The following is an 18,194-nucleotide window of genomic DNA, read 5'->3' on the forward strand; positions in this document are numbered from 1 at the left end:
CAGGATGGAAAACAAGGATTCTGGCAAAACAACCATTAAAGTCCTCTTGGCTGACGATCATCAATTGTTTCGCGAGGGTCTGAAGCGCATTTTGAACATGGAGGATGACATTGAAGTCATCGGAGAATGCGGTGACGGCATTCAAGTATTGGAATTTTGCAACGAAGAAAAACCGGATATCGTGCTCATGGATATCAACATGCCGGTCGAAAACGGCGTAGAGGCAACCGAGAAGCTGCGCGAGCTGTTTCCGGACGTGAAGGTAATCATTCTGTCCATTCATGATGACGAAAGTTATGTATTCGAAACGCTTCGCAAAGGTGCCAATGGCTACCTGTTGAAGGACATGGAGGCGGAGTCGCTGATCAACGCGATTCGTTCGGTACAGGAAGGATATGCCTTTATCCATCCGAAGGTCACCGGCAAATTGATTCAGCAGCTGCGCCGCATGACCTTCCTGAACGAAACGGGGGCCATGGCGGAAAGCGGCGTCCGGGAAGCGGGAGTTAAATTCGTCGCTGGAGAAAATAATCCGTTAACCCGCCGCGAAGCCGAGGTTTTACGTTTGATGGCCGAAGGCAAGAGCAACAAAATGATCGGGGAATATCTCTTCATTAGCGAAAAAACGGTCAAAAACCATGTCAGCAGCATTTTGCAGAAGATGGAAGTCGACGACCGTACGCAGGCCGTTATCAACTCGATCAAATACGGCTGGGTTACGCTTTAATAAAACGATGGGGCTTTGGAACATTTCGTTCCAGCTGCCAATGATTGTGAAAATTTCCACGGGATATAGGCGATGGACGTGACCATATAAAAGGGTGCGGGCTTATGATACGCTTTCATTCACCGACCTGATTCGATTAGCATATATTGTTGGTATCAGGGAGGTGAGTCAGCATGTTGACCTCGTTATTGTCCATCCTTCTGGTGTATGCCGCAGCGGTTGCGGCGGTTCATGCCTATCATGCCTGGCAAAAGCGCCGGGACCGGCGCCACATTCATTATCTGTTGATCACGTCCAACCATGAACGCCAGATCGAATGGTATGTCCGAGCTTTGGGATTGTATGCCTGGGTGACGGGCATCAGAATTCAGCTAACGGTGCTGGATCTCGATTCAGACGATGCGACGCTTGGCATCGTGCGGCGACTTGAGGGGCTTGCGGGCATCGATTTGTCCGTGACGACCGATGATTCGGTCTTGAGCCGTGCTGGCGATTCGGATGCAACCATCATTGATTTGCGAAATCCGCATGAAGCGAGGCAGATTCCTTATGTATAGGACCGCGCCTGCGCATGGCGGCATATGGAGTATTTCGATGTGAAGCACACTTCTTTACGGGAAACCGTTCAGGGGTGTGCTTTTTTGTTTGAATGGGATACGGCGTTCCATGATCTAGACGGTCAAGGTTGCTTAAAAGTTGCCGGTTGGTTGGATGTGGCAAGCCTGATTTTAATAGCGCCTAGCAGAAGCGCTTTTATCTTATGCGAGTACTTTATCCGGCGTAGAGCATGGACAAGCATCATGGTGAAAAGTAACCCACGATGGGAATCTACTTGAAGGAGGTTCTTTTGCGTGCAGGTGGCGGTGTATGTTATCGGGTTGGAAGGGGAATGGAGGTTTTATCGTTCTTTGGATTTGCGCGTGGATGTGTTGTGGTGGAGGCAAATGCTTCGTGATAAGTCGAGTATCGGTCGGATGGTACTTCTGTCCGGAGCGATCGCGTTAAGTGTGGCCGTTCGGTTGGAACGTTGTTTCGAGCAGCGGCCGGACATGAACGGGTGGGATTTGCGGAAATGGAATCTTTGGCTTCGCGGACAGTTACAAGATGAAGAAGGAGCGGGAAGGAGAGGGGGAATCCATGAGAGGCAAACCTTACCAAATGGCAGATCAGATCAGTGGATCTGGGATATTCATAAGTCTATGCCCGAGCCGGTTCAGCGGTTGTTAGCGGGACCTGCAGGGCCGGGACGGATCGGCCTGACGATGACTATGGCTGCCGCTGCGGCGGAACTGAGCGAGCAAGCGGATGCGCTGACCAAGCTGGTGCAGGGCAGATCGCTGCTTGCAGCGGAGGTGGACGCGCTGCTGCAGGAGATGGCGCCGGGCCTTGCAGGCGCCTGGCACAGCGCCGCCCAGCTGGCCAGCCTGCAGGGCCGGCTGGCGCTTGTCGCGGGCCTTGCGGATGCCGGCCCGCGGGGAGGCGGCCTGCTGCGCATGGGCCGCCAAAGTCTCCCCCGCTGCCGGCGCTGCGGCAGCGAAGCCGCCGGCCGCACGCCGTGCGCCGCGTGCGGCCGCGCGGACTGCGCCTACTGCGAGGCCTGCCTCGCTCTAGGGCGCAGCCGCGCCTGTTCGCTGCTGCTCCGCTCAGCAGCGAGGGCCCCGGCCGTACGCGCAGCGGCCGGGCAATCCACCGCCGCGGTGCGCGGGCGGTGGGGCTTAAGCGCAGCCCAGGGCGATGCCGCCTGTGCTGCGCTGGGGTTTCTGGCGGAGCCGCCCCGCAGGGGCTCCGCCAAAGCGGGCGGCCGAGCGGAGCGGCCGCCCGCCGGCCATGCCCGGTTCCTCCTATGGGCCGTCACCGGCGCGGGCAAAACGGAGATGATCTTTCCGCTGCTCAGGGCGATTTTGGAAAACGGCGGCCGCGTGCTGGTCGCCACTCCCCGGCGGGACGTCGTGCTGGAGCTTGCGCCCCGGCTGGCCAAAGCCTTTCCGGATACGCGGATCGTCACTTTGTACGGGGGCAGCACGGAACGGTGGCAGGCGGGCGAATTGACGCTGGCGACGACGCATCAGCTGATGCGCTTTTACCAAGCTTTTGATCTGGTCGTCATCGACGAGCTGGACGCCTTCCCTTACCACAACGATCCGATGCTGGCTTACGCGGCCCAAAATGCCTGCAAACCGGACGGGAAGTTCATTTATCTTTCCGCAACGCCGCCGCGCCCGCTCCAAAAAGAAGCGGCGAGGGGCCGTTTGCCGCATGCTAAGGTGCCTGTCCGGTTTCACGGCCATCCGCTGCCGGTTCCGAAGCGGATCGCGCTTAAAAGCATCGAGCAATGCTTGCGCCAGCCGCTGCTGCTGAAGCGTTTGTCGCATGAGCTTAAATTATCGTTGGAACGGGGGGCGCAAGTGTTCCTGTTCGTTTCCCGCATCCGGCACATTGATCCGCTGGTGGATATTCTTCGCCGCATCATCGGCGGGGTTTGCGTCGAAGGCACATCCTCGGAGGACCCCTTTCGCGCGGAGAAAGTCACCAAGTTTCGCGGGCGCGAGATTCGATTGCTGGTGACGACGACGATTTTGGAACGCGGGGTGACGGTGCCTCGCAGCGATGTTTTTATCGCGGACGCGGACAGCAGTCTTTTTGACGAAGCTTCGCTTGTGCAGATGGCCGGTCGGGCAGGTCGCTCCGCCGAAGACCCGGCGGGAAAAGTCGTTTTTGCTTCGCCGCAGTGGACGGTTTCGCAGAAACGTGCCGTTCAACAAATTAAAAGCATGAACCGGATTGCGCGAAAACACGGGTATCTGTGATGAAACGCCACGGTTCATCTTTTCTATGGCTCTCGAATCATTAGGACAAGTTGTACAGTTGGGCGTTTTTAGAGATATAAAGGTGCTCTTTCGAAAGAATTGCCACCGCTATTTTTTTGTTGCCGGAGTAGGCGGCTGGAGAGACGTATTTGTGCTGGTTATAGGCTAATTGATATAAGCTGGGAGGTTTTTTTGTTATGAGCTCTTTCAGTTCCTCTTTTTCACGATTCGTTCGCGAGTTGTTGGCTCCCCCGGGCGAGGTATGCCTGACATGCGGCAGCAAAACCAAACTCGTTCGGGAATGGCCGGGAATATGTCGCCGCTGCGCCGAGGCGATTCCCTGGATCATGCGCCCACGTTGTCTATATTGCGGGAGGGGGATCGGCTGCCCGGATTGCTTGCGGCCGGATGCGCGGCAGCGGTCGTTTATTATGAACCGCAGCGCCGTCAGGTACGACGAAGTCATGAGAGAATGGCTTGCCCAATATAAATACCGGGGACATGAAAGGTACGCGTCGTTAATCGTCCAAATGCTCGGCCAAGCTTTTGTACGCATGCAGCAGGAGATAACTTACTTGCAGCAGCATCCGGGTACGCGAAGAGGCGAGTTATGGCGGCCTGATCTGATTACATACGTACCTGTAAGTGAAGCCCGTTTGGCAGAGCGCGGGTTCAACCAGGCGCAAGTTTTCGCGGAAGGACTGGGTCGGCTTCATCGGCTGCCGGTTGCCGAATTGCTGATGCGGAGCATGCATACCGAAAAACAAAGCTTCAAAACCAGGCTTGAGCGAATCCAATCGATGAGAAATGCTTTTGAATGCATACCCGAGAATTTTCGTATTTACGAAATGGGAGGGAGTGGAATTGACCACGCAGCGCCGGGAAGGGCTCGGATTCTTATCATCGATGATATTTATACAACGGGAGGGACGATCAACGCTTGTGCGGAGGCGATCCGGCAATACGCCAGGCAGAAGGTTGGCGCCGATCCCGAAATCTACAGTTTGACTTGGGCTCGTTCGTAACGGGCCTTTTTCTATGGGAGCATGAATGAAGACAGCGGCGGGTGAACGACGCGTTCGTTTTATGGGAATTTTTTTAGAAGAGAGCTCCCTGATCCTGAAAATACTTTTGCCATATGTGACGGAAATCGCTCGGATGATTTGAGGGATGGACGAAACGAGGGAGAATAAGGTAATCTAGTGGTATATTATATTTTGTTGTACTTTAAGGATCCCGAAATTCGAACGATGTGGTATCGAAGCGGGTGATCCTTTTGAGGAACACGGGAGGTCATAATCATGAATCTGGCGAATTGTCCCCGCTGCGGTAAATTGTTTGCGGCTAATTTCAGAGACATATGCCCAAGCTGCATCAAGGATATTGAACATGAGTACGAGATTTGCGTTCAATATTTGCGTGAAGAGAGAGGGGCAACGATTCAGGAGCTTTCCGAGGCTACTGGAGTCTCGGTCAAGCAGATCACCCGGTTTATCCGCGAGGGCCGTATTTCGGTCATGAACGCGCCGAATTTGATGTATCCATGCGAAGTCTGCGGAACCCTGATTCGTGAGGGGCATATGTGCGACTCTTGTCGCACTCGGTTGACGAAAGAGCTGACCCGGGCCGCGAACGGAGAGTCGAATAAGACGTTAGGCACGGGAGAAGCAGGCGAAGGAGCCTATCGCGTCGTCGATAAATTCCATAAATGACGGTACCATTAGCCTAAAAACAATATAAGCTATTAACAATGTTTCTGCGACGACCGATAAACTTAGTAAAGCTTATCGGTTGTCTTTTTAGATATGAAATCTTTTGCTGTTTGCGAAACCAAAGGATTTTATATCCGTAAAAAAACAACATGCAAAAAGCGGTCTTCCGAGAGAATACAAACGGGATCGTATCCTTTTGAAATGTGCCGCGGGTTCGATGAAGCCGAGCAAGCCGCCATTTCACGGGGGAAACTTCTGCTAAAAGCGTTCTGTCTACAGTTAAGACGCATTGATAGACGTCTTTTATTTAAAGTGAGGTGAACAAACATGAAAGTGAACGACACAGGACGGTTAGGCGGTATTAATCCATACCAGCGAAATGTGGAATCACGCGAATATCATGTTGAGAAAAAGAAACGCCAAACAGATAAGGTATCTTTTTCGCCGGAAGCTCTCGAAATGCTGGATGACGCGAAGCGGGCCCAAGACCCGGAACGCGCCAAACGGATCCAGCTGTTGAAAGAATCGGTCGCAACGGGAACCTATCATGTGGAAGCGGGCAAGCTTGCCGAAAAGCTGCTGCCGTATTTCAAATCCTACAGTAAATCAGGTGACAAAGAGTGAGCGTACAACAAGTCATCGTTACAATGGATCAGTTAAACGGGGCGTACAGCGAAATGATTCAGGCTGGCGAGGAGAAACAGCAGGTCATTATTAAAAATGACATCCAAGCCCTCACCCAGATCATGACGCGGGAAACCCGGCTTCTGAAGCAAATCGCCGAATACGATGCGGAACGCGAAGAGGCCATGCAAGCATTTTTGCGCGAGAAAGGGATCCGCTCCAAACTTCAACTGACGATCACGGAGATGACGCGTCTCGTGTTCGAGCCCGGAGAAAAGCAAAGTTTGATTGATGCCCAGAAACGACTGACGGAAACGCTTGTAGCCTTGAAAAATATAAATCAAATTAACAAAGAGCTCATAGATCAATCCTTGGCATTTATCGATTATTCGTTGAATCTGGTTGTCAGTCGCCCTGAGGATGACATGCTGTATAAGAATCCGGCGCAGCAAAAAACGTCGGGCGGCAACAATCGCGGATTTTTTGATGCCAGAGCGTAAGAAGCGGGGGAAAAAAGGATGACGTCAACGTTTCATTCCATTGAAGTTGGTAAAAGGGGGATTTTGGCGCAGCAGACGGCTCTAAACACGACAGGGCAAAACGTGACAAACGCCAACACTCCAGGATATTCGAGGCAAACGGTTCACTTGGAAGCTTCCCGCCCGCTGTATTATCCGGGTCTCCTGATGTCCACGGCGCCGGCGCAGCTGGGCATGGGTGTGGAAGCGACAAGCATTACGCGTGTCAGAGACTTGCTGCTGGATGTCCAGTACCGCAATCAAAGCACGGATCAAGCCACGTGGGCGGTCAAGCAGGAAACGTTGTCCAACATCGAGGGGATCATTAACGAACCTTCGGAGGACAGCATCGCGACGAGCATCTCCGAATTTTGGAATGCTTGGCAGCAGCTCAGCAAAAACCCGAGCGCTACCGACTTGTCGGCGCGCACCGTGGTGCAGCAAAAAGCTATCGCTTTAACCGAAACCTTCAACCATATCGCATCCCAACTGAGCATGTTAAAGGATAATATTACGGAAAAAATCAACGTGAAGGTTAACGAAGCGAACAACTATATCAATCAAATCTCCGATTTAAGCCTGATGATCAGCCGGATCGAAGGGCTCGGGGATAACGCCAACGATCTTCGCGACAAGCGGGATTTGCTTGTGGACCAGCTGTCCAAGCTCGGCAACGTTCAAGTGACCGAAACCGACGACAACTATCAGTTGATGTTCGGGACGACGGTCGTGGTCGATGGGCAAACATCCACCCAAATCACGGTAGCCGATGCGGCCAACCTTACCAAAGGAGAAATCGCGGGTTACTTCCAGTCCAGGGACGTCCATGTAGCCGAATATGCCAAACAGCTTGATATTATGGCCAATACGCTCGCGACCGGAAAGATTGAGGTAACCCTTCCTGCAGGGTCGATTATCCCTCCCGGCGTCACCATTCCGAACGCGCAATACGACCCCGCCGTACCCGGCAAGCTTGCTGCCGATGTGAAATATACGGTTGACGGGCTGAACGGTCTGCATAAACTCGGGTACACGCTCGCGGATCCGGCAACGCCGGGCAAAGATTTTTTCGTGACTTCGGATAACTCGAATACCTTCACTGCGGCAAACATTCGGGTCAACTCGGAAATCCTTGCCGATTTGAAAAATATCGCCGCATCGATGCGGACGGAATCGGTCACCGCGAACGGTGTTACGCAAAACAAAGTTCTTCAAGGAAACGGGGATTTGGCGCTTCTCATTGCCGGACTAGCCGAGAAGAAATTTAATTTTAATCCGAACAACAATAACGGAGCCATCACGGCGGAGGGAACGTTTGGCGGTTATTTGCAATCCGTGATCGCCCAGCTTGGAACCGACACGGATCATGCCGCAAAGATGACGGAGAACGGCAATCTGCTTGTCCAGCACGCGGACAGCCTCCGCCAATCGATCAGCAGCGTTTCCCTGGACGAAGAAATGTCCGACCTCATTAAATTCCAGCACGCTTACAGCGCGTCTTCCCGGATTATCACGACCATGGATGAAATGCTGGATAAATTGATCAACGGAACCGGCGTCGTAGGAAGATAAAATCGCCGTAGATAGGAGATGAACATTGATGCGGATCACACAATCGATGATGAGCAGCTCGATGATGAACAATTTGCAGTCCAACTACCGCAGATTGGATAAGACGCAGGAGCAGCTGATGACCCAGCGCCGCCTGAACCGTCCTTCCGACGATCCGGTGGGGGTGTCCAGCGCCCTGAAATACAGAGCTGAAATCAGCTCGACTACGCAGTTTAACGAAAACGTCCAGGACGCGGATTCCTGGATGAAGTTCAGCGACACGGTCATGACGGAAGCGACCCAAATCGTGCAGAGACTGTCCGAACTTGCCGTGGAGGGCGGAACGGATACAGTACCTGCGGATGCACGGAAGAACATTGCCCAAGAAGTGGACGAATTGTATAAGCAGCTCGTTTCGCTCGGGAATTCGCAGTTTAAGGGGAAATTCATTTTTAACGGCGAACGGGTAAACGAGCAGCCTTACCCCGACGACCCTGCGAACCAAACCTACAGCCTGGACCAGGGCGAGGTCGAATATCAGATCGGTGCCGGCATTTATGTAGGAGTCAATACGAACGGCGATAAAATTTTCGGCGCTTCTGGCGATCCGAGTGGTCTATTTAAAGTTGTAGATAACTTAAAGCAGGCATTGTTAGGCGATAGCACCACAGGAATTCAAGCGGCAATTCCCGCTTTGCAAAAGTCTCTCGAAAATATTATTACGACCCAAGCGGAAGTTGGCGGAAAACAAAACCGTCTTGAATTTACACTGAACCGTCTTGATGACTTGAACTTGAACTATACCAGTCTTCAATCGAAAGTAGAGGACGTCGATATGCCGTCCGTCATTTCTGATCTGAAGACGGCGGAGAGCATTTATCAAGCTTCATTGGATACTATGGCACGTATCATTAGACCGAGCCTGATGGATTTTCTTAGATAGGAGTCAGGTAGCCAATGAACATCCCCCGTATTCAAATTCAGCAGGGTTACAGTAAAATTGGCCTAGAAACGACACGGGGTCAATACAGCATCGAGCAGCCGAGGCCGGAAGTAACCATAAGGCAGGAACCCGGACGGTTGGAGTTAAGCACGGAGAAGTCCTCGCTTGAAATTGATTCGCGCAAGGCATGGTCTGCACTCGGTATGGCTCGTTTTGCTGAAGTAACCGACCGGATAGCTCAAAACGCATTGCGGATTTCATATCAAAATATCGGCAACATTGCAAGCGACGGAGATCGAATGATGCAAATTCAACAAAAGGAAAGAGCCTTCGGGGAAATTGCCCGGGACAAAGTTTTTCAGGAATTCCCCATCGAAATTTGCGGCGATCCGGGATATGATAACGTGGATATTACCTATACTCCGTCTAGATTAAGCACGAATTATACTCCGGGTCCCGTTACTTTCAACGTCAAAACAAGCAAACCTGTCGTAGACTATTATCCGGGCAAGGTCAATCCTTACCTGATCCAGAAAAATTATATATTTATGAGCAGCACTGGCCAATCTTTGGATGCAGTGGTGTAAATGATGATAAGATAGTTGTAATTTGGCAGCCGCTCAAGTACGACTATCTTTTTATATGGAGGTATTAACCATGATCGTAGCTTCAACCCGGTTTGGTAAACTGGATATCCCGCAAGAGGAAATATATCGATTCGTCGAACCTTTATTCGGTTTTCCGGAGCTTCTGGAATATGCCGTGATTCATCAAGAATCGGAGGATATTTTCGAATATTTGCAGGCGGTCGGCGAACCCGACCTTACGTTCATTGTTGTCGACCCCTTCACCTTATTCCCGGAATATGAATTTGATTTGAATGACGTGTGGAAGAAACGCCTCTCCATTGACTCGGCCGAGGACATTGAAGTGAAAGTGATTCTGACAGTAAGATCCCAAAGCGACATTACCGCGAACCTGAAGGCGCCGATTATTTTCAACACCCGGAACAAAAATGCAGTGCAGATCGTATTGGACAACTCCCCGTATTCCATTCAGCATTCCTTGCTAGGAGGGGAGAAGTAAATGCTAGTACTATCCAGGAATAAAGGTGAAAAAATCGTCATTAACAATGATATCGTATTGACGATTTTGGAAGTGTCTGGCGACCATGTGCGAATTGGAATTGATGCTCCGTCACATGTCACGGTATATCGCGAAGAAATCTATAAAGCACTGCAGGAGCAAAATCGAAGCGCCGCAGCCATTCAGGACAATGCTCAGCAATTATTAAGTCAAGTTTTAAAAAATAAGAAAAATGAAAAATAATATACGTTTAGCTATAAAAGAAAATATTGGTTCGTCCGATATATAAATTAAGAGATGATAGCAAGGTTTTAACGGCCGTAAACCTGGTTCTATCAATCTAATAGAGGATGGCGCATGGAAGCGCCGTCGACATTCCAAGGAGGAATTTTAATATGCGTATTAACCACAATATCAGCTCTTACAACACTCAGCGTCAATTGACTGCTAACAACAATGCTTCTTCCAAATCCCTGGAGAAATTGTCTTCCGGTTTCAGAATCAACCGCGCGGCTGACGATGCTGCTGGCCTGGCAATCTCCGAAAAAATGCGCAACCAAATCCGTGGTTTGGAACAAGCTTCCAAGAACTCTCTTGACGGCATCTCCCTGATCCAAACTGCTGAAGGTGCGCTCAACGAAACTCATGCCATGTTGCAACGTATGGCAGAACTGTACGTACAAGGTGCGAACGAAGTGTTGACAACTACTGACGCAGCTAAGATCGACGCCGAAGTTAGCCAATTGTCCGCTCAAATTAATGACATTGCAACACAAACCCAATTCAACACGAAAAAACTGTTGGATGGATCTGTAAGTAGCGTAATCTTCCAAGTGGGCGCGAACGCTGGCGAAACGATTACTTTAGATCTTAACGCTGCGCTTGCAACGTCTTTGAGCGTTGATTTTGGCGGCGCAACAGGCCTTCAATCCTTGTCGGCTGCAGCTAGCTTGAACGTTACAGCTGCTTCCAACTTGACAACCGTTCAATCGGCTATCAACAAGGTTTCCGACATTCGCTCCAATTTGGGTGCTGTTCAAAATCGTCTGGAACATACGATCAACAACTTGGGAACGACCTCTGAAAACCTGCAAGCAGCAGAATCCCGTATCCGTGACACCGATATGGCGAAGGAAATGTCCGAATTCACTAAAAACAACATCCTTCAACAGGCTGCAACTGCAATGTTGGCTCAGGCTAACCAGCAACCTCAAGGCATTCTGCAACTGCTTCGCTAATATGATTAGCTGCCGGCCGGTTTCCCGGCCGGCTTTTTTCATATGAACAAATAATTAGAGGTGGCGGGAGAGGATAAGGATGAGAATTGACTCGAATTCGGGCTATGCTCCTCGATCCTTGGTTCCGTGGTTCGTAGATCTTGCAGACGAAGCTTCATTGGACGTTAAATCAGATAGGATTCACTACAAGCAGAAGAAGTCAGCAGTTGAACTGGCTGAACAAGTAAACAAAAAGCTTGAACAGTTGGGAACTCATATCCAAGTGAAGATTCATGACAAGACCAATACAATCATGGTTCTTGTGATGAGAGATGAAACGAATGAGGTCATTCGAGAAATTCCGAGCGAGAAGATGCTGGATATCATGTATAATCTCAGCAGTAAGGTTGGGGTTTTTTTAGATGAGAAAATGTAAGGGGAGGGAGAAAGCATGGCCGGAATCTCAAGCCCTACCCGATTAACGGGTTTTAGCGGGACGTTGGATACGGAAAGCCTGATCCAAAAATTAATGAAGGCAGAGCGGTTGCCGTTAGATAATGTCCAGAAAAAAAAGCAGTTCACGTTATGGAAACGTGAAGATTATCAGACGATGAATACGACGCTGCTTTCATTCCGCAATACGGTAAACAATTTGCGTTTCGAGAAAAATTTTGAAAAGGTCACGGCAACCTCTTCGAACACTTCTGTTATTAGCATTACATCCAACGGGACAAACGTTGGAACAAGCAATGTTACAGTTACGCAACTGGCAGAGTCTGCTACATTGATCGGCGGAGCAGTATCCGCAAAATCTTCAGACACTGTTAATGTGTCGGGGACAGTAACAATTGAAGGGGCTTTGGGAAGTACGGATGTTACCTTTACCTCCGGTCAATCGACCATTGATTCCATTGTGAAAGATATTAACAGCAAATCTGCTTTGACAGGTGTTACAGCCAGCTTTGATCAGAGCAGTGGACGATTGTTTTTAACTTCAGCGAGTACCGGGGCGAAATCCAAGGTCAATGTTACTGGTGCAGAATTTTCCTCCCTTTTTAACCTAACTGGCACAAGCGCTAGCGGGAAAGACGCAGAGTATACGGTAAACGGCACCAAAATCACCGCTAGTTCCAACAATGTAACGATTGGTGGAGCTCAAGTGATGCTAAGCGGTATTGGGACTGCGTCAATTGGAAGCAAGGCTGACAGAAGTAGCATTATTGACGATATTAAAAAATTCGTAGAGCAATACAATTCTCTGATCGATACGTTTTACAAAGCTTATACTACCAAACAAAACCGTAATTACGAGCCGTTAACGGATGAACAACGGGATGCGATGTCTGAATCCCAGATTGAAAAGTGGGAGAAAACAGCAAGGGAAGGCACGCTTTATAATGATTCAATTTTGAAAGATTCTCTTTCAAATATGCGACAGGCCTTAAATATGCCGTTAAACGCGCCAAAGGGTCAAATTTCCATACTTTCGGAAATCGGCATCACCGTAAAATCGGACTGGCGTGAGAACGGCAAGCTTGAAATTGACGAAGCCAAATTGGAAGCAGCCATCAATACGAATTTCGATCAGGTGAAACAGTTGTTTGTTATGTCTTCCTCCGGACCGGAAGTAGCGGGTAAAAGCAACCTTGGGATTGCAGACCGTTTGTACAATATCGTAAATGATCAAATGGATGCGATTAAAAAGAAAATCGGCCTGGGTTCGATCGACGCTTTGGACGATAGTGTCATGGGGAAACAGCTTAAAGAGCTTTCCGAGCAGGAAGCAAAGTGGAAATCCAAGCTCCAAGATATTGAAGACCGATATTATAAACAGTTTTCAGCAATGGAGCAGGCCATCCAAAAGCTGAATTCACAGCAATCTTCTTTTGCATCCTTGCTTGGCGGTTAAGTGCACTGACTCAACATTTACTGACAATAAAATGACTGATGGAGAGGGTAACAATGCAAAACGCGGTACAACAGCAATATTTGAAGGTTCAGGTTGAGACGGCGAGTCCTGGAGAATTGACGTTAATGTTATATCAGGAAATGAACAAATCCTTGCTGATAGCCAAACGTTTGTATGCTCAAAATCAATTCGAGGAAATGAATGAATCACTTCATAAGGTTCGGACAATTTTAAACGAATTGATTATAACACTGAACATGAAATACGAAATTGCACAGAACTTGCACCAATTATATGATTTTTACATTCGACATATCGCAGACTTTATGATTCAAAGAGACGAAAAAATGCTGGACGATGTCATTGAGTTTGCACAAGGGATGGTCGAAACCTGGAAAAAAGCGCTTCTTTCATTAAAAAAGGGTGGAAATTAAACGATGGTTGATAAGAATGTTAGCCTGGGTAACTCTATTGATGAAATTCTTTTAATTTATCAAAACATTCTTCAGAACCCCTCTTTTAAAATGTATGAAGAAAACGCTAATAGGTTGGATCAACTTTATGAAGATGTTAAAAATCAACCCATCACTTCCGAGGATAAAGTTAAAATCGCACAAATCCTCGAATTGAATGAACAGGTCATTCAGGTCATTTTAAACGAAAAAGTAATGTTGAGTCAGGAAATCATCATGTTTGAGAAAAAAAAGCAGGCTACAAACTACTATGGAAAGTTGTCGAATACTTATGATGTCGGCGCTTTTTTTGTGGATTTTAAAAGTAAATAGTCTAATAGGAGGCTCTCCATGAAGGGAATATCTAAATATATTTATTTTCTCCTTATTTTTGTACTCGTTGCAGCACCATTCCCTTGGACGTCCAACGTAGCCGCAGCTTCGGATACCAGCGTGCAAGTTGCCAAAACCATAGATCCTGCCAAAATTTTTGAAGGTGAAGAGGCAAAGGTGACATTGAACATCCAAGGTTCACCGGATGTAAACATTATTAAACCCAATGATATCATTTTGATCATCGACCGTTCAGGAAGTATGGCCCCAACCTATGGTCCAAACAAAGGCGAAGATAAAATGAAAAATGCGAAAGATGCAGCCAAAGGGTTTATCGATTTGGTTGACTTTTCCAAACATCGGGTTGGCGTTGTGGATTTTGCAAGCAATATCAGCTATAAGGATTTATCGACAAATCCTTCCGACTTGAAATCCTATATCGACAAAATTACAGCAAACGGTGGTACTGGTACAAAAGCCGCTATTGCTAAAGCCCAGGATTTGCTTAAAAATCATAGACCAGATGCTCAGCCGGTCATCATTCTGATGACGGACGGTGAGGCTACGGAGCCAGCTCCAAACGATTATGCCCGGCAAGTAGCTTTGGAACAAGCTAATAATGCCAAAAATGAAGGAGTTATTTTCTATACGATTGCGCTTTTGCAGCCCAATGAGGACCCTGAAAAGAGTGCGCCTAACCTACTGATGAAGGAAATGGCTACGACCGCCCAGCATCATCATTTTGTACTCGGTTCCGTTGGTTTGGCTGAAATATACGCAGCGATTGTTCAAGAGATCGGTTTATCAAGTGCTTATAATGTCACTGTTACAGATACGGTTGCTCCGGAATTTGAAATCGTTCCCGATTCATACAAAGACAACATTCCTCAGCCTGTCGTGTCTGGAAATACTTTGACTTGGAAATTCAATGAACTGAAAAAAGACATGCTTACGTTTAATTACAAAATTAAACACAAAACAGGTGCCAAGGTAGGTGTTCTTTCCGTTGGGGAAAAGGACGTTCATGTAAAATATGACGATTATCTTGGGAAGCCTCACGAAACTGATATTGTAAACCCAACAATAACGGTATCTTATCATGCGCCGGAAATCACTTCCGTCGTTGAGGATCATGGGAAAATTGCCGGCGGCGAATCAGTCGTGATTAACGGCAAATACTTTCTCCCTGATTCGGTCGTGCTATTTGGCACAACCCCAGCCGGCTCAGTTCAATATGTCGACTCCACAAAACTGATCGTGACTGCACCAAGCGGAACGCAGGGCTCCGTTGATCTTAAGGTTACGAACAAGGATGGGCAGTTCGCGACGGCAAAATACAGATATTATGCGGATCCAGTCATTACCTCCGTTACGCCAAATCAAGGGCCATTGAAAGGTGAAAATACGGTCACGATTGAAGGAAATTACTTCATGGCAGGAGCAACCGTATGGTTCGGAGACCAGCAAGCAGTCGTTTCTTCGATAACGCCAACAAAAATTGTCGTAAAGGCTCCTGCGTCTGCAACTGAAAAATCGGTGGATGTTAGAGTTGTAAATGAAGATCGAACAGAGGCTGTATCTTTCAAGGCGTATTCGTATGTCTCCGGACCGCAAATTACGTCTTTGACGCCGAATCAAGGATTGACCACGGGAGGGCAGGAAGTCACCGTTACAGGTGAAAAGTTCATTGATGGAGCAAAAGTATATTTTGACAGCACCGAAGTGCCGGCTGTCTTTGTTTCGCCTGCAATGCTTAAAATAGTAACTCCACAGTGGCCAAAAGCGGGGTCAGTCAAAGTTAAAGTCGTTAATCCGGATGGACAGCAAACCGAGCTTGCCAACGGATACACTTATACTTATCCGAAGCCGGAAATTACTTCGGTCGATCCAAACAGCGGATCGGTGTTTGGCGGAACCTTGATGCATATTTACGGTAAAGGTTTTCTAAGTGGGGCCAAAGTTTATTTTGATAATACGCTACTGACACAAACCACTTTTACAAACAGTAATGAGATTCTAGTTAGAACCCCTGCATGGAACAAGGGCGAGGCTGTTGATGTGAGGGTCGTGAATCCAGATGGTCAAGATGCAGTATTGGCTGACGGATTCACTTACCAACTGCCTGCACCGCCAAAGCTAGATTCGATTTCTCCTGCTGAAGGTCCTCAGGCTGGGGGAACTGTAGTAACCCTGACCGGTGCCGGATTCCGTGCAGGATTGAAGGTTTATTTTGATAGTACATTAGTCAGCACAAGTTCCTTAACGGATACCAAAGTCACGCTGACAACACCGAAATGGACAACTGCAGAAAAAGTGGATATTAAAGTAGTTGATAACTATGGTCAGGAATCAATTCTAACGGATGCTTTTGAATACTTGGCACCACCTCCTCCACCAGCACCTAAGATTTTGAGCGTAACTCCTAATTCGGGACCTCAAGCTGGAGGAACTTTAGTAAGCATTAACGGTTCCGATTTTGTTAGTGGGGCAAAGGTTTATCTCAATGATAAGGATGTAACATCTGGCTCAACATTTAGCAGCAAAACTTTGATATATCTCAAAACGCCTGCCTGGGCCAAGGCAGAATCTGTATCTGTTAAAGTCGTAAACCCTGACAATCTGTTTGCTGTACTGGATCAGGCATTTACCTATGACCCGTTGCCTGCACCTGAAATAACAACGGTCACCCCGAATAAAGGGCCTGTTGCAGGAGGAACAGTTTTAGCGCTTCAAGGTAAAAATTTTGTGAACGGGGCTACATTGAAATTAGGAGCCAAGGACGTTACAGTAACTTTTGTATCTGCAGCCCAACTTCAATTCAAAACCCCGGCGTGGAGTACAGGAGAATCGGTTGACATTATAGTTACAAACCCGGATGGGCAAAAAGCTGTGCTGGAGAAAGGTTATACGTTTGAAACTCCACCACCGCCTCCGGCGCCGGTGATCTCAAACATTACGCCGGATAACGGCGAAATGGCTGGTGGAACTCTTGTATATATTAATGGTTCCAATTTTGTCAGCGGGGCGAAAGTCTACTTTGATAGTATTTCTGTAGCAACCACTCTAAATAGTTCTTCGCAGTTGATTGTACGTAGTCCGGCGTGGACAACGGCTGAGTCCGTTGATATCAGAGTCGTGAATCCGGATCAACAGGAAGTTATGCTAAAAGATGCCTTTACTTATAATGCACCGCCAAAGAAACCTGAGCCAATCATTACTGAGGTCAAACCTTCCGAAGGTGAAACAACGGGTGGTCAGATCATTGATGTAACGGGGCAAAATTTTGAATCAGGTACAAAGGTATATTTTAATGATACCTTAGCTGCCACGACATTCTATAATTCAACAACGCTAAAAGTGAAAACGCCTGTTTGGGCAAAAGCAGAGTCTGTCAACATTAAGGTCGTAAACCCCGATAATCAAGAGGCCATTTTAACGGGCGGATTTACTTTCATCCTGCCACCCCCGCCTCCAGCACCGGTTGTACAATCTGTTTCGCCTTCAGAAGTGGCCATTACGGGTGGAACGATTGTTACCATTACAGGTAAAAATTTTGTCAATGGTGCAAAGGTAAAGTTAGGCAATACCAATGTGGCAGTTACTTTTATGAGTTCAACTCAACTGGCTATTAAAACTCCTGTATGGGCCCAACCGGAAGCTGTTGACGTCACCGTGCAAAATCCAGATAATCAAATCGGGGTGTTGAATGGTGGTTTGAAGTTTGTTTTAGGACCTCCGCCAGTGATTTCCTCGATAACTCCAAATTCTGCTGTGAATACGGGTGGAGATATCATTGCTATTGCCGGTTCGAACTTTAATTCTTCAAGCAAGGTATTTATCAATAATGTGGAAGCAGCGACCACACTTTACAGTTCTACGGATTTGCGTGCGAGAGTGCCTGCATCGACAGTGGTAGGCCCCGTAGATGTAAAGGTAATCAATGTTAATGATGGCCAGTTTGTGGTGGCAACAGGGGGGTTAACCTATAAGGCTCCAGCGCCGAAACCTGGGCCAACCATTACTTCAATTTCTCCGAACAATGGTTCAAAGGCAGGCGGCTATATTATCAATGTTTACGGTACCAATTTTGCAAGCACAACGAAAGTATATGTAAATAATGTTATTGCTCCTTCTACATTTTATGGCGCAACACAACTATTAATCAGAGTGCCTGCCTCATCTGTAACGGGGCCAGTCACGATTAAAGTAGAAAATGCAGACGGACAGATTTTCGAGGCAGTTAACGGATTTACGTACAATTAAATGATGATACTAAAATTAACGGGTGTCCTAAGCGGCACCCGTTAATTCATAA

At 48.0% G+C, this 18,194-nt stretch carries 19 protein-coding genes; 18 read left to right on the forward strand and 1 reads right to left on the reverse strand.

What is annotated here, in order from left to right; genetic code table 11:
- Positions 1-4 precede the first annotated feature (4 nt).
- From GQY55_RS22075 to GQY55_RS22085, 3 genes are all read left to right on the forward strand, one after another.
- Positions 5-727: a response regulator transcription factor gene (locus GQY55_RS22075; protein ID WP_160044080.1), complete on the forward strand. Its 723-nt coding sequence runs from the start codon at positions 5-7 to the stop codon at positions 725-727.
- A gap of 173 nt (positions 728-900) precedes the next feature.
- On the forward strand, positions 901-1,284 hold the full coding sequence (locus GQY55_RS22080) for a hypothetical protein (RefSeq protein WP_160044081.1): 384 nt from the start codon (positions 901-903) through the stop codon (positions 1,282-1,284).
- A gap of 417 nt (positions 1,285-1,701) precedes the next feature.
- Complete coding sequence (locus GQY55_RS22085; protein WP_442953641.1) at positions 1,702-3,534, forward strand: DEAD/DEAH box helicase; 1,833 nt, start codon at positions 1,702-1,704, stop codon at positions 3,532-3,534.
- Positions 3,535-3,574: 40 nt separating this feature from the next.
- Here GQY55_RS22085 and GQY55_RS31565 read toward each other — a convergent pair whose 3' ends face one another.
- Positions 3,575-3,883: a hypothetical protein gene (locus GQY55_RS31565; RefSeq protein WP_236575788.1), complete on the reverse strand. Its 309-nt coding sequence runs from the start codon at positions 3,881-3,883 to the stop codon at positions 3,575-3,577.
- Between GQY55_RS31565 and GQY55_RS22090 the strand changes: the two genes are divergently transcribed.
- The 15 genes from GQY55_RS22090 to GQY55_RS22160 all read left to right on the forward strand — a co-directional run bounded on the left by GQY55_RS22090 (position 3,882) and on the right by GQY55_RS22160 (position 18,142).
- Positions 3,882-4,559, forward strand: a complete 678-nt coding sequence (locus GQY55_RS22090) for a ComF family protein (RefSeq protein WP_236575789.1) — start codon at positions 3,882-3,884, stop codon at positions 4,557-4,559. The genes GQY55_RS31565 and GQY55_RS22090 overlap by 2 nt on opposite strands.
- A gap of 276 nt (positions 4,560-4,835) precedes the next feature.
- Positions 4,836-5,246 (forward strand): TIGR03826 family flagellar region protein, encoded by a 411-nt coding sequence (locus tag GQY55_RS22095; RefSeq protein WP_160044084.1) that lies wholly within the window; start codon positions 4,836-4,838, stop codon positions 5,244-5,246.
- Positions 5,247-5,573: 327 nt separating this feature from the next.
- The gene (locus GQY55_RS22100; protein ID WP_160044085.1) at positions 5,574-5,870 is read left to right on the forward strand and encodes a flagellar biosynthesis anti-sigma factor FlgM; all 297 of its coding nucleotides are present in this window, start codon (positions 5,574-5,576) and stop codon (positions 5,868-5,870) included.
- Positions 5,867-6,370, forward strand: a complete 504-nt coding sequence (locus GQY55_RS22105; protein ID WP_160044086.1) for a flagellar protein FlgN — start codon at positions 5,867-5,869, stop codon at positions 6,368-6,370. The genes GQY55_RS22100 and GQY55_RS22105 overlap by 4 nt, the downstream gene beginning before the upstream one ends.
- 18 nt (positions 6,371-6,388) lie before the next feature.
- On the forward strand, positions 6,389-7,960 hold the full coding sequence (gene flgK / locus GQY55_RS22110; protein ID WP_160044087.1) for a flagellar hook-associated protein FlgK: 1,572 nt from the start codon (positions 6,389-6,391) through the stop codon (positions 7,958-7,960).
- A gap of 28 nt (positions 7,961-7,988) precedes the next feature.
- Positions 7,989-8,882 (forward strand): flagellar hook-associated protein FlgL, encoded by an 894-nt coding sequence (gene flgL / locus GQY55_RS22115; protein WP_160044088.1) that lies wholly within the window; start codon positions 7,989-7,991, stop codon positions 8,880-8,882.
- Positions 8,883-8,896: 14 nt separating this feature from the next.
- Positions 8,897-9,469: a DUF6470 family protein gene (locus GQY55_RS22120; protein ID WP_160044089.1), complete on the forward strand. Its 573-nt coding sequence runs from the start codon at positions 8,897-8,899 to the stop codon at positions 9,467-9,469.
- 70 nt (positions 9,470-9,539) lie between these two features.
- Positions 9,540-9,968, forward strand: a complete 429-nt coding sequence (gene fliW / locus GQY55_RS22125; protein WP_160044090.1) for a flagellar assembly protein FliW — start codon at positions 9,540-9,542, stop codon at positions 9,966-9,968.
- The gene (gene csrA, locus GQY55_RS22130) at positions 9,969-10,211 is read left to right on the forward strand and encodes a carbon storage regulator CsrA (RefSeq protein WP_160044091.1); all 243 of its coding nucleotides are present in this window, start codon (positions 9,969-9,971) and stop codon (positions 10,209-10,211) included.
- Positions 10,212-10,363: 152 nt separating this feature from the next.
- Positions 10,364-11,206: a flagellin N-terminal helical domain-containing protein gene (locus GQY55_RS22135; protein ID WP_160044092.1), complete on the forward strand. Its 843-nt coding sequence runs from the start codon at positions 10,364-10,366 to the stop codon at positions 11,204-11,206.
- Positions 11,207-11,285: 79 nt separating this feature from the next.
- A complete protein-coding gene (locus tag GQY55_RS22140; protein ID WP_160044093.1) occupies positions 11,286-11,621 on the forward strand; it encodes a flagellar protein FlaG in 336 nt (111 codons plus the stop codon).
- Positions 11,622-11,636: 15 nt separating this feature from the next.
- The gene (fliD, locus tag GQY55_RS22145) at positions 11,637-13,094 is read left to right on the forward strand and encodes a flagellar filament capping protein FliD (RefSeq protein WP_160044094.1); all 1,458 of its coding nucleotides are present in this window, start codon (positions 11,637-11,639) and stop codon (positions 13,092-13,094) included.
- A gap of 53 nt (positions 13,095-13,147) precedes the next feature.
- Positions 13,148-13,528 carry a flagellar export chaperone FliS gene (gene fliS / locus GQY55_RS22150; RefSeq protein ID WP_160044095.1) on the forward strand — a complete coding sequence of 127 codons (381 nt, stop codon included), beginning with the start codon at positions 13,148-13,150 and terminating at the stop codon, positions 13,526-13,528.
- Positions 13,529-13,531: 3 nt separating this feature from the next.
- The gene (locus GQY55_RS22155; protein ID WP_160044096.1) at positions 13,532-13,879 is read left to right on the forward strand and encodes a hypothetical protein; all 348 of its coding nucleotides are present in this window, start codon (positions 13,532-13,534) and stop codon (positions 13,877-13,879) included.
- A gap of 18 nt (positions 13,880-13,897) precedes the next feature.
- The gene (locus tag GQY55_RS22160) at positions 13,898-18,142 is read left to right on the forward strand and encodes an IPT/TIG domain-containing protein (protein ID WP_160044097.1); all 4,245 of its coding nucleotides are present in this window, start codon (positions 13,898-13,900) and stop codon (positions 18,140-18,142) included.
- The last annotated feature ends 52 nt before the right edge of the window (positions 18,143-18,194 follow it).

This window comes from Paenibacillus sp. USDA918EY (assembly GCF_009870825.1).
In the GTDB taxonomy this organism is placed as follows: Bacteria; Bacillota; Bacilli; order Paenibacillales; family Paenibacillaceae; genus Paenibacillus_AQ; species Paenibacillus_AQ albilobatus.

What these genes read in the sequence shown, in the direction of transcription:
- GQY55_RS22075 (WP_160044080.1), top strand. Translation starts at nt 5, where the DNA reads ATGGAAAACAAGGATTCTGGCAAAACAACCATTAAAGTCCTCTTGGCT.
- GQY55_RS22080 (WP_160044081.1), top strand. Translation starts at nt 901, where the DNA reads ATGTTGACCTCGTTATTGTCCATCCTTCTGGTGTATGCCGCAGCGGTT.
- GQY55_RS22085 (WP_442953641.1), top strand. Translation starts at nt 1,702, where the DNA reads ATGGTACTTCTGTCCGGAGCGATCGCGTTAAGTGTGGCCGTTCGGTTG.
- GQY55_RS22090 (WP_236575789.1), top strand. Translation starts at nt 3,882, where the DNA reads ATGCGCCCACGTTGTCTATATTGCGGGAGGGGGATCGGCTGCCCGGAT.
- GQY55_RS31565 (WP_236575788.1), bottom strand. Translation starts at nt 3,883, where the DNA reads ATGATCCAGGGAATCGCCTCGGCGCAGCGGCGACATATTCCCGGCCAT.
- GQY55_RS22095 (WP_160044084.1), top strand. Translation starts at nt 4,836, where the DNA reads ATGAATCTGGCGAATTGTCCCCGCTGCGGTAAATTGTTTGCGGCTAAT.
- GQY55_RS22100 (WP_160044085.1), top strand. Translation starts at nt 5,574, where the DNA reads ATGAAAGTGAACGACACAGGACGGTTAGGCGGTATTAATCCATACCAG.
- flgK (WP_160044087.1), top strand. Translation starts at nt 6,389, where the DNA reads ATGACGTCAACGTTTCATTCCATTGAAGTTGGTAAAAGGGGGATTTTG.
- flgL (WP_160044088.1), top strand. Translation starts at nt 7,989, where the DNA reads ATGCGGATCACACAATCGATGATGAGCAGCTCGATGATGAACAATTTG.
- GQY55_RS22120 (WP_160044089.1), top strand. Translation starts at nt 8,897, where the DNA reads ATGAACATCCCCCGTATTCAAATTCAGCAGGGTTACAGTAAAATTGGC.
- fliW (WP_160044090.1), top strand. Translation starts at nt 9,540, where the DNA reads ATGATCGTAGCTTCAACCCGGTTTGGTAAACTGGATATCCCGCAAGAG.
- csrA (WP_160044091.1), top strand. Translation starts at nt 9,969, where the DNA reads ATGCTAGTACTATCCAGGAATAAAGGTGAAAAAATCGTCATTAACAAT.
- GQY55_RS22135 (WP_160044092.1), top strand. Translation starts at nt 10,364, where the DNA reads ATGCGTATTAACCACAATATCAGCTCTTACAACACTCAGCGTCAATTG.
- GQY55_RS22140 (WP_160044093.1), top strand. Translation starts at nt 11,286, where the DNA reads ATGAGAATTGACTCGAATTCGGGCTATGCTCCTCGATCCTTGGTTCCG.
- fliD (WP_160044094.1), top strand. Translation starts at nt 11,637, where the DNA reads ATGGCCGGAATCTCAAGCCCTACCCGATTAACGGGTTTTAGCGGGACG.
- fliS (WP_160044095.1), top strand. Translation starts at nt 13,148, where the DNA reads ATGCAAAACGCGGTACAACAGCAATATTTGAAGGTTCAGGTTGAGACG.
- GQY55_RS22155 (WP_160044096.1), top strand. Translation starts at nt 13,532, where the DNA reads ATGGTTGATAAGAATGTTAGCCTGGGTAACTCTATTGATGAAATTCTT.
- GQY55_RS22160 (WP_160044097.1), top strand. Translation starts at nt 13,898, where the DNA reads ATGAAGGGAATATCTAAATATATTTATTTTCTCCTTATTTTTGTACTC.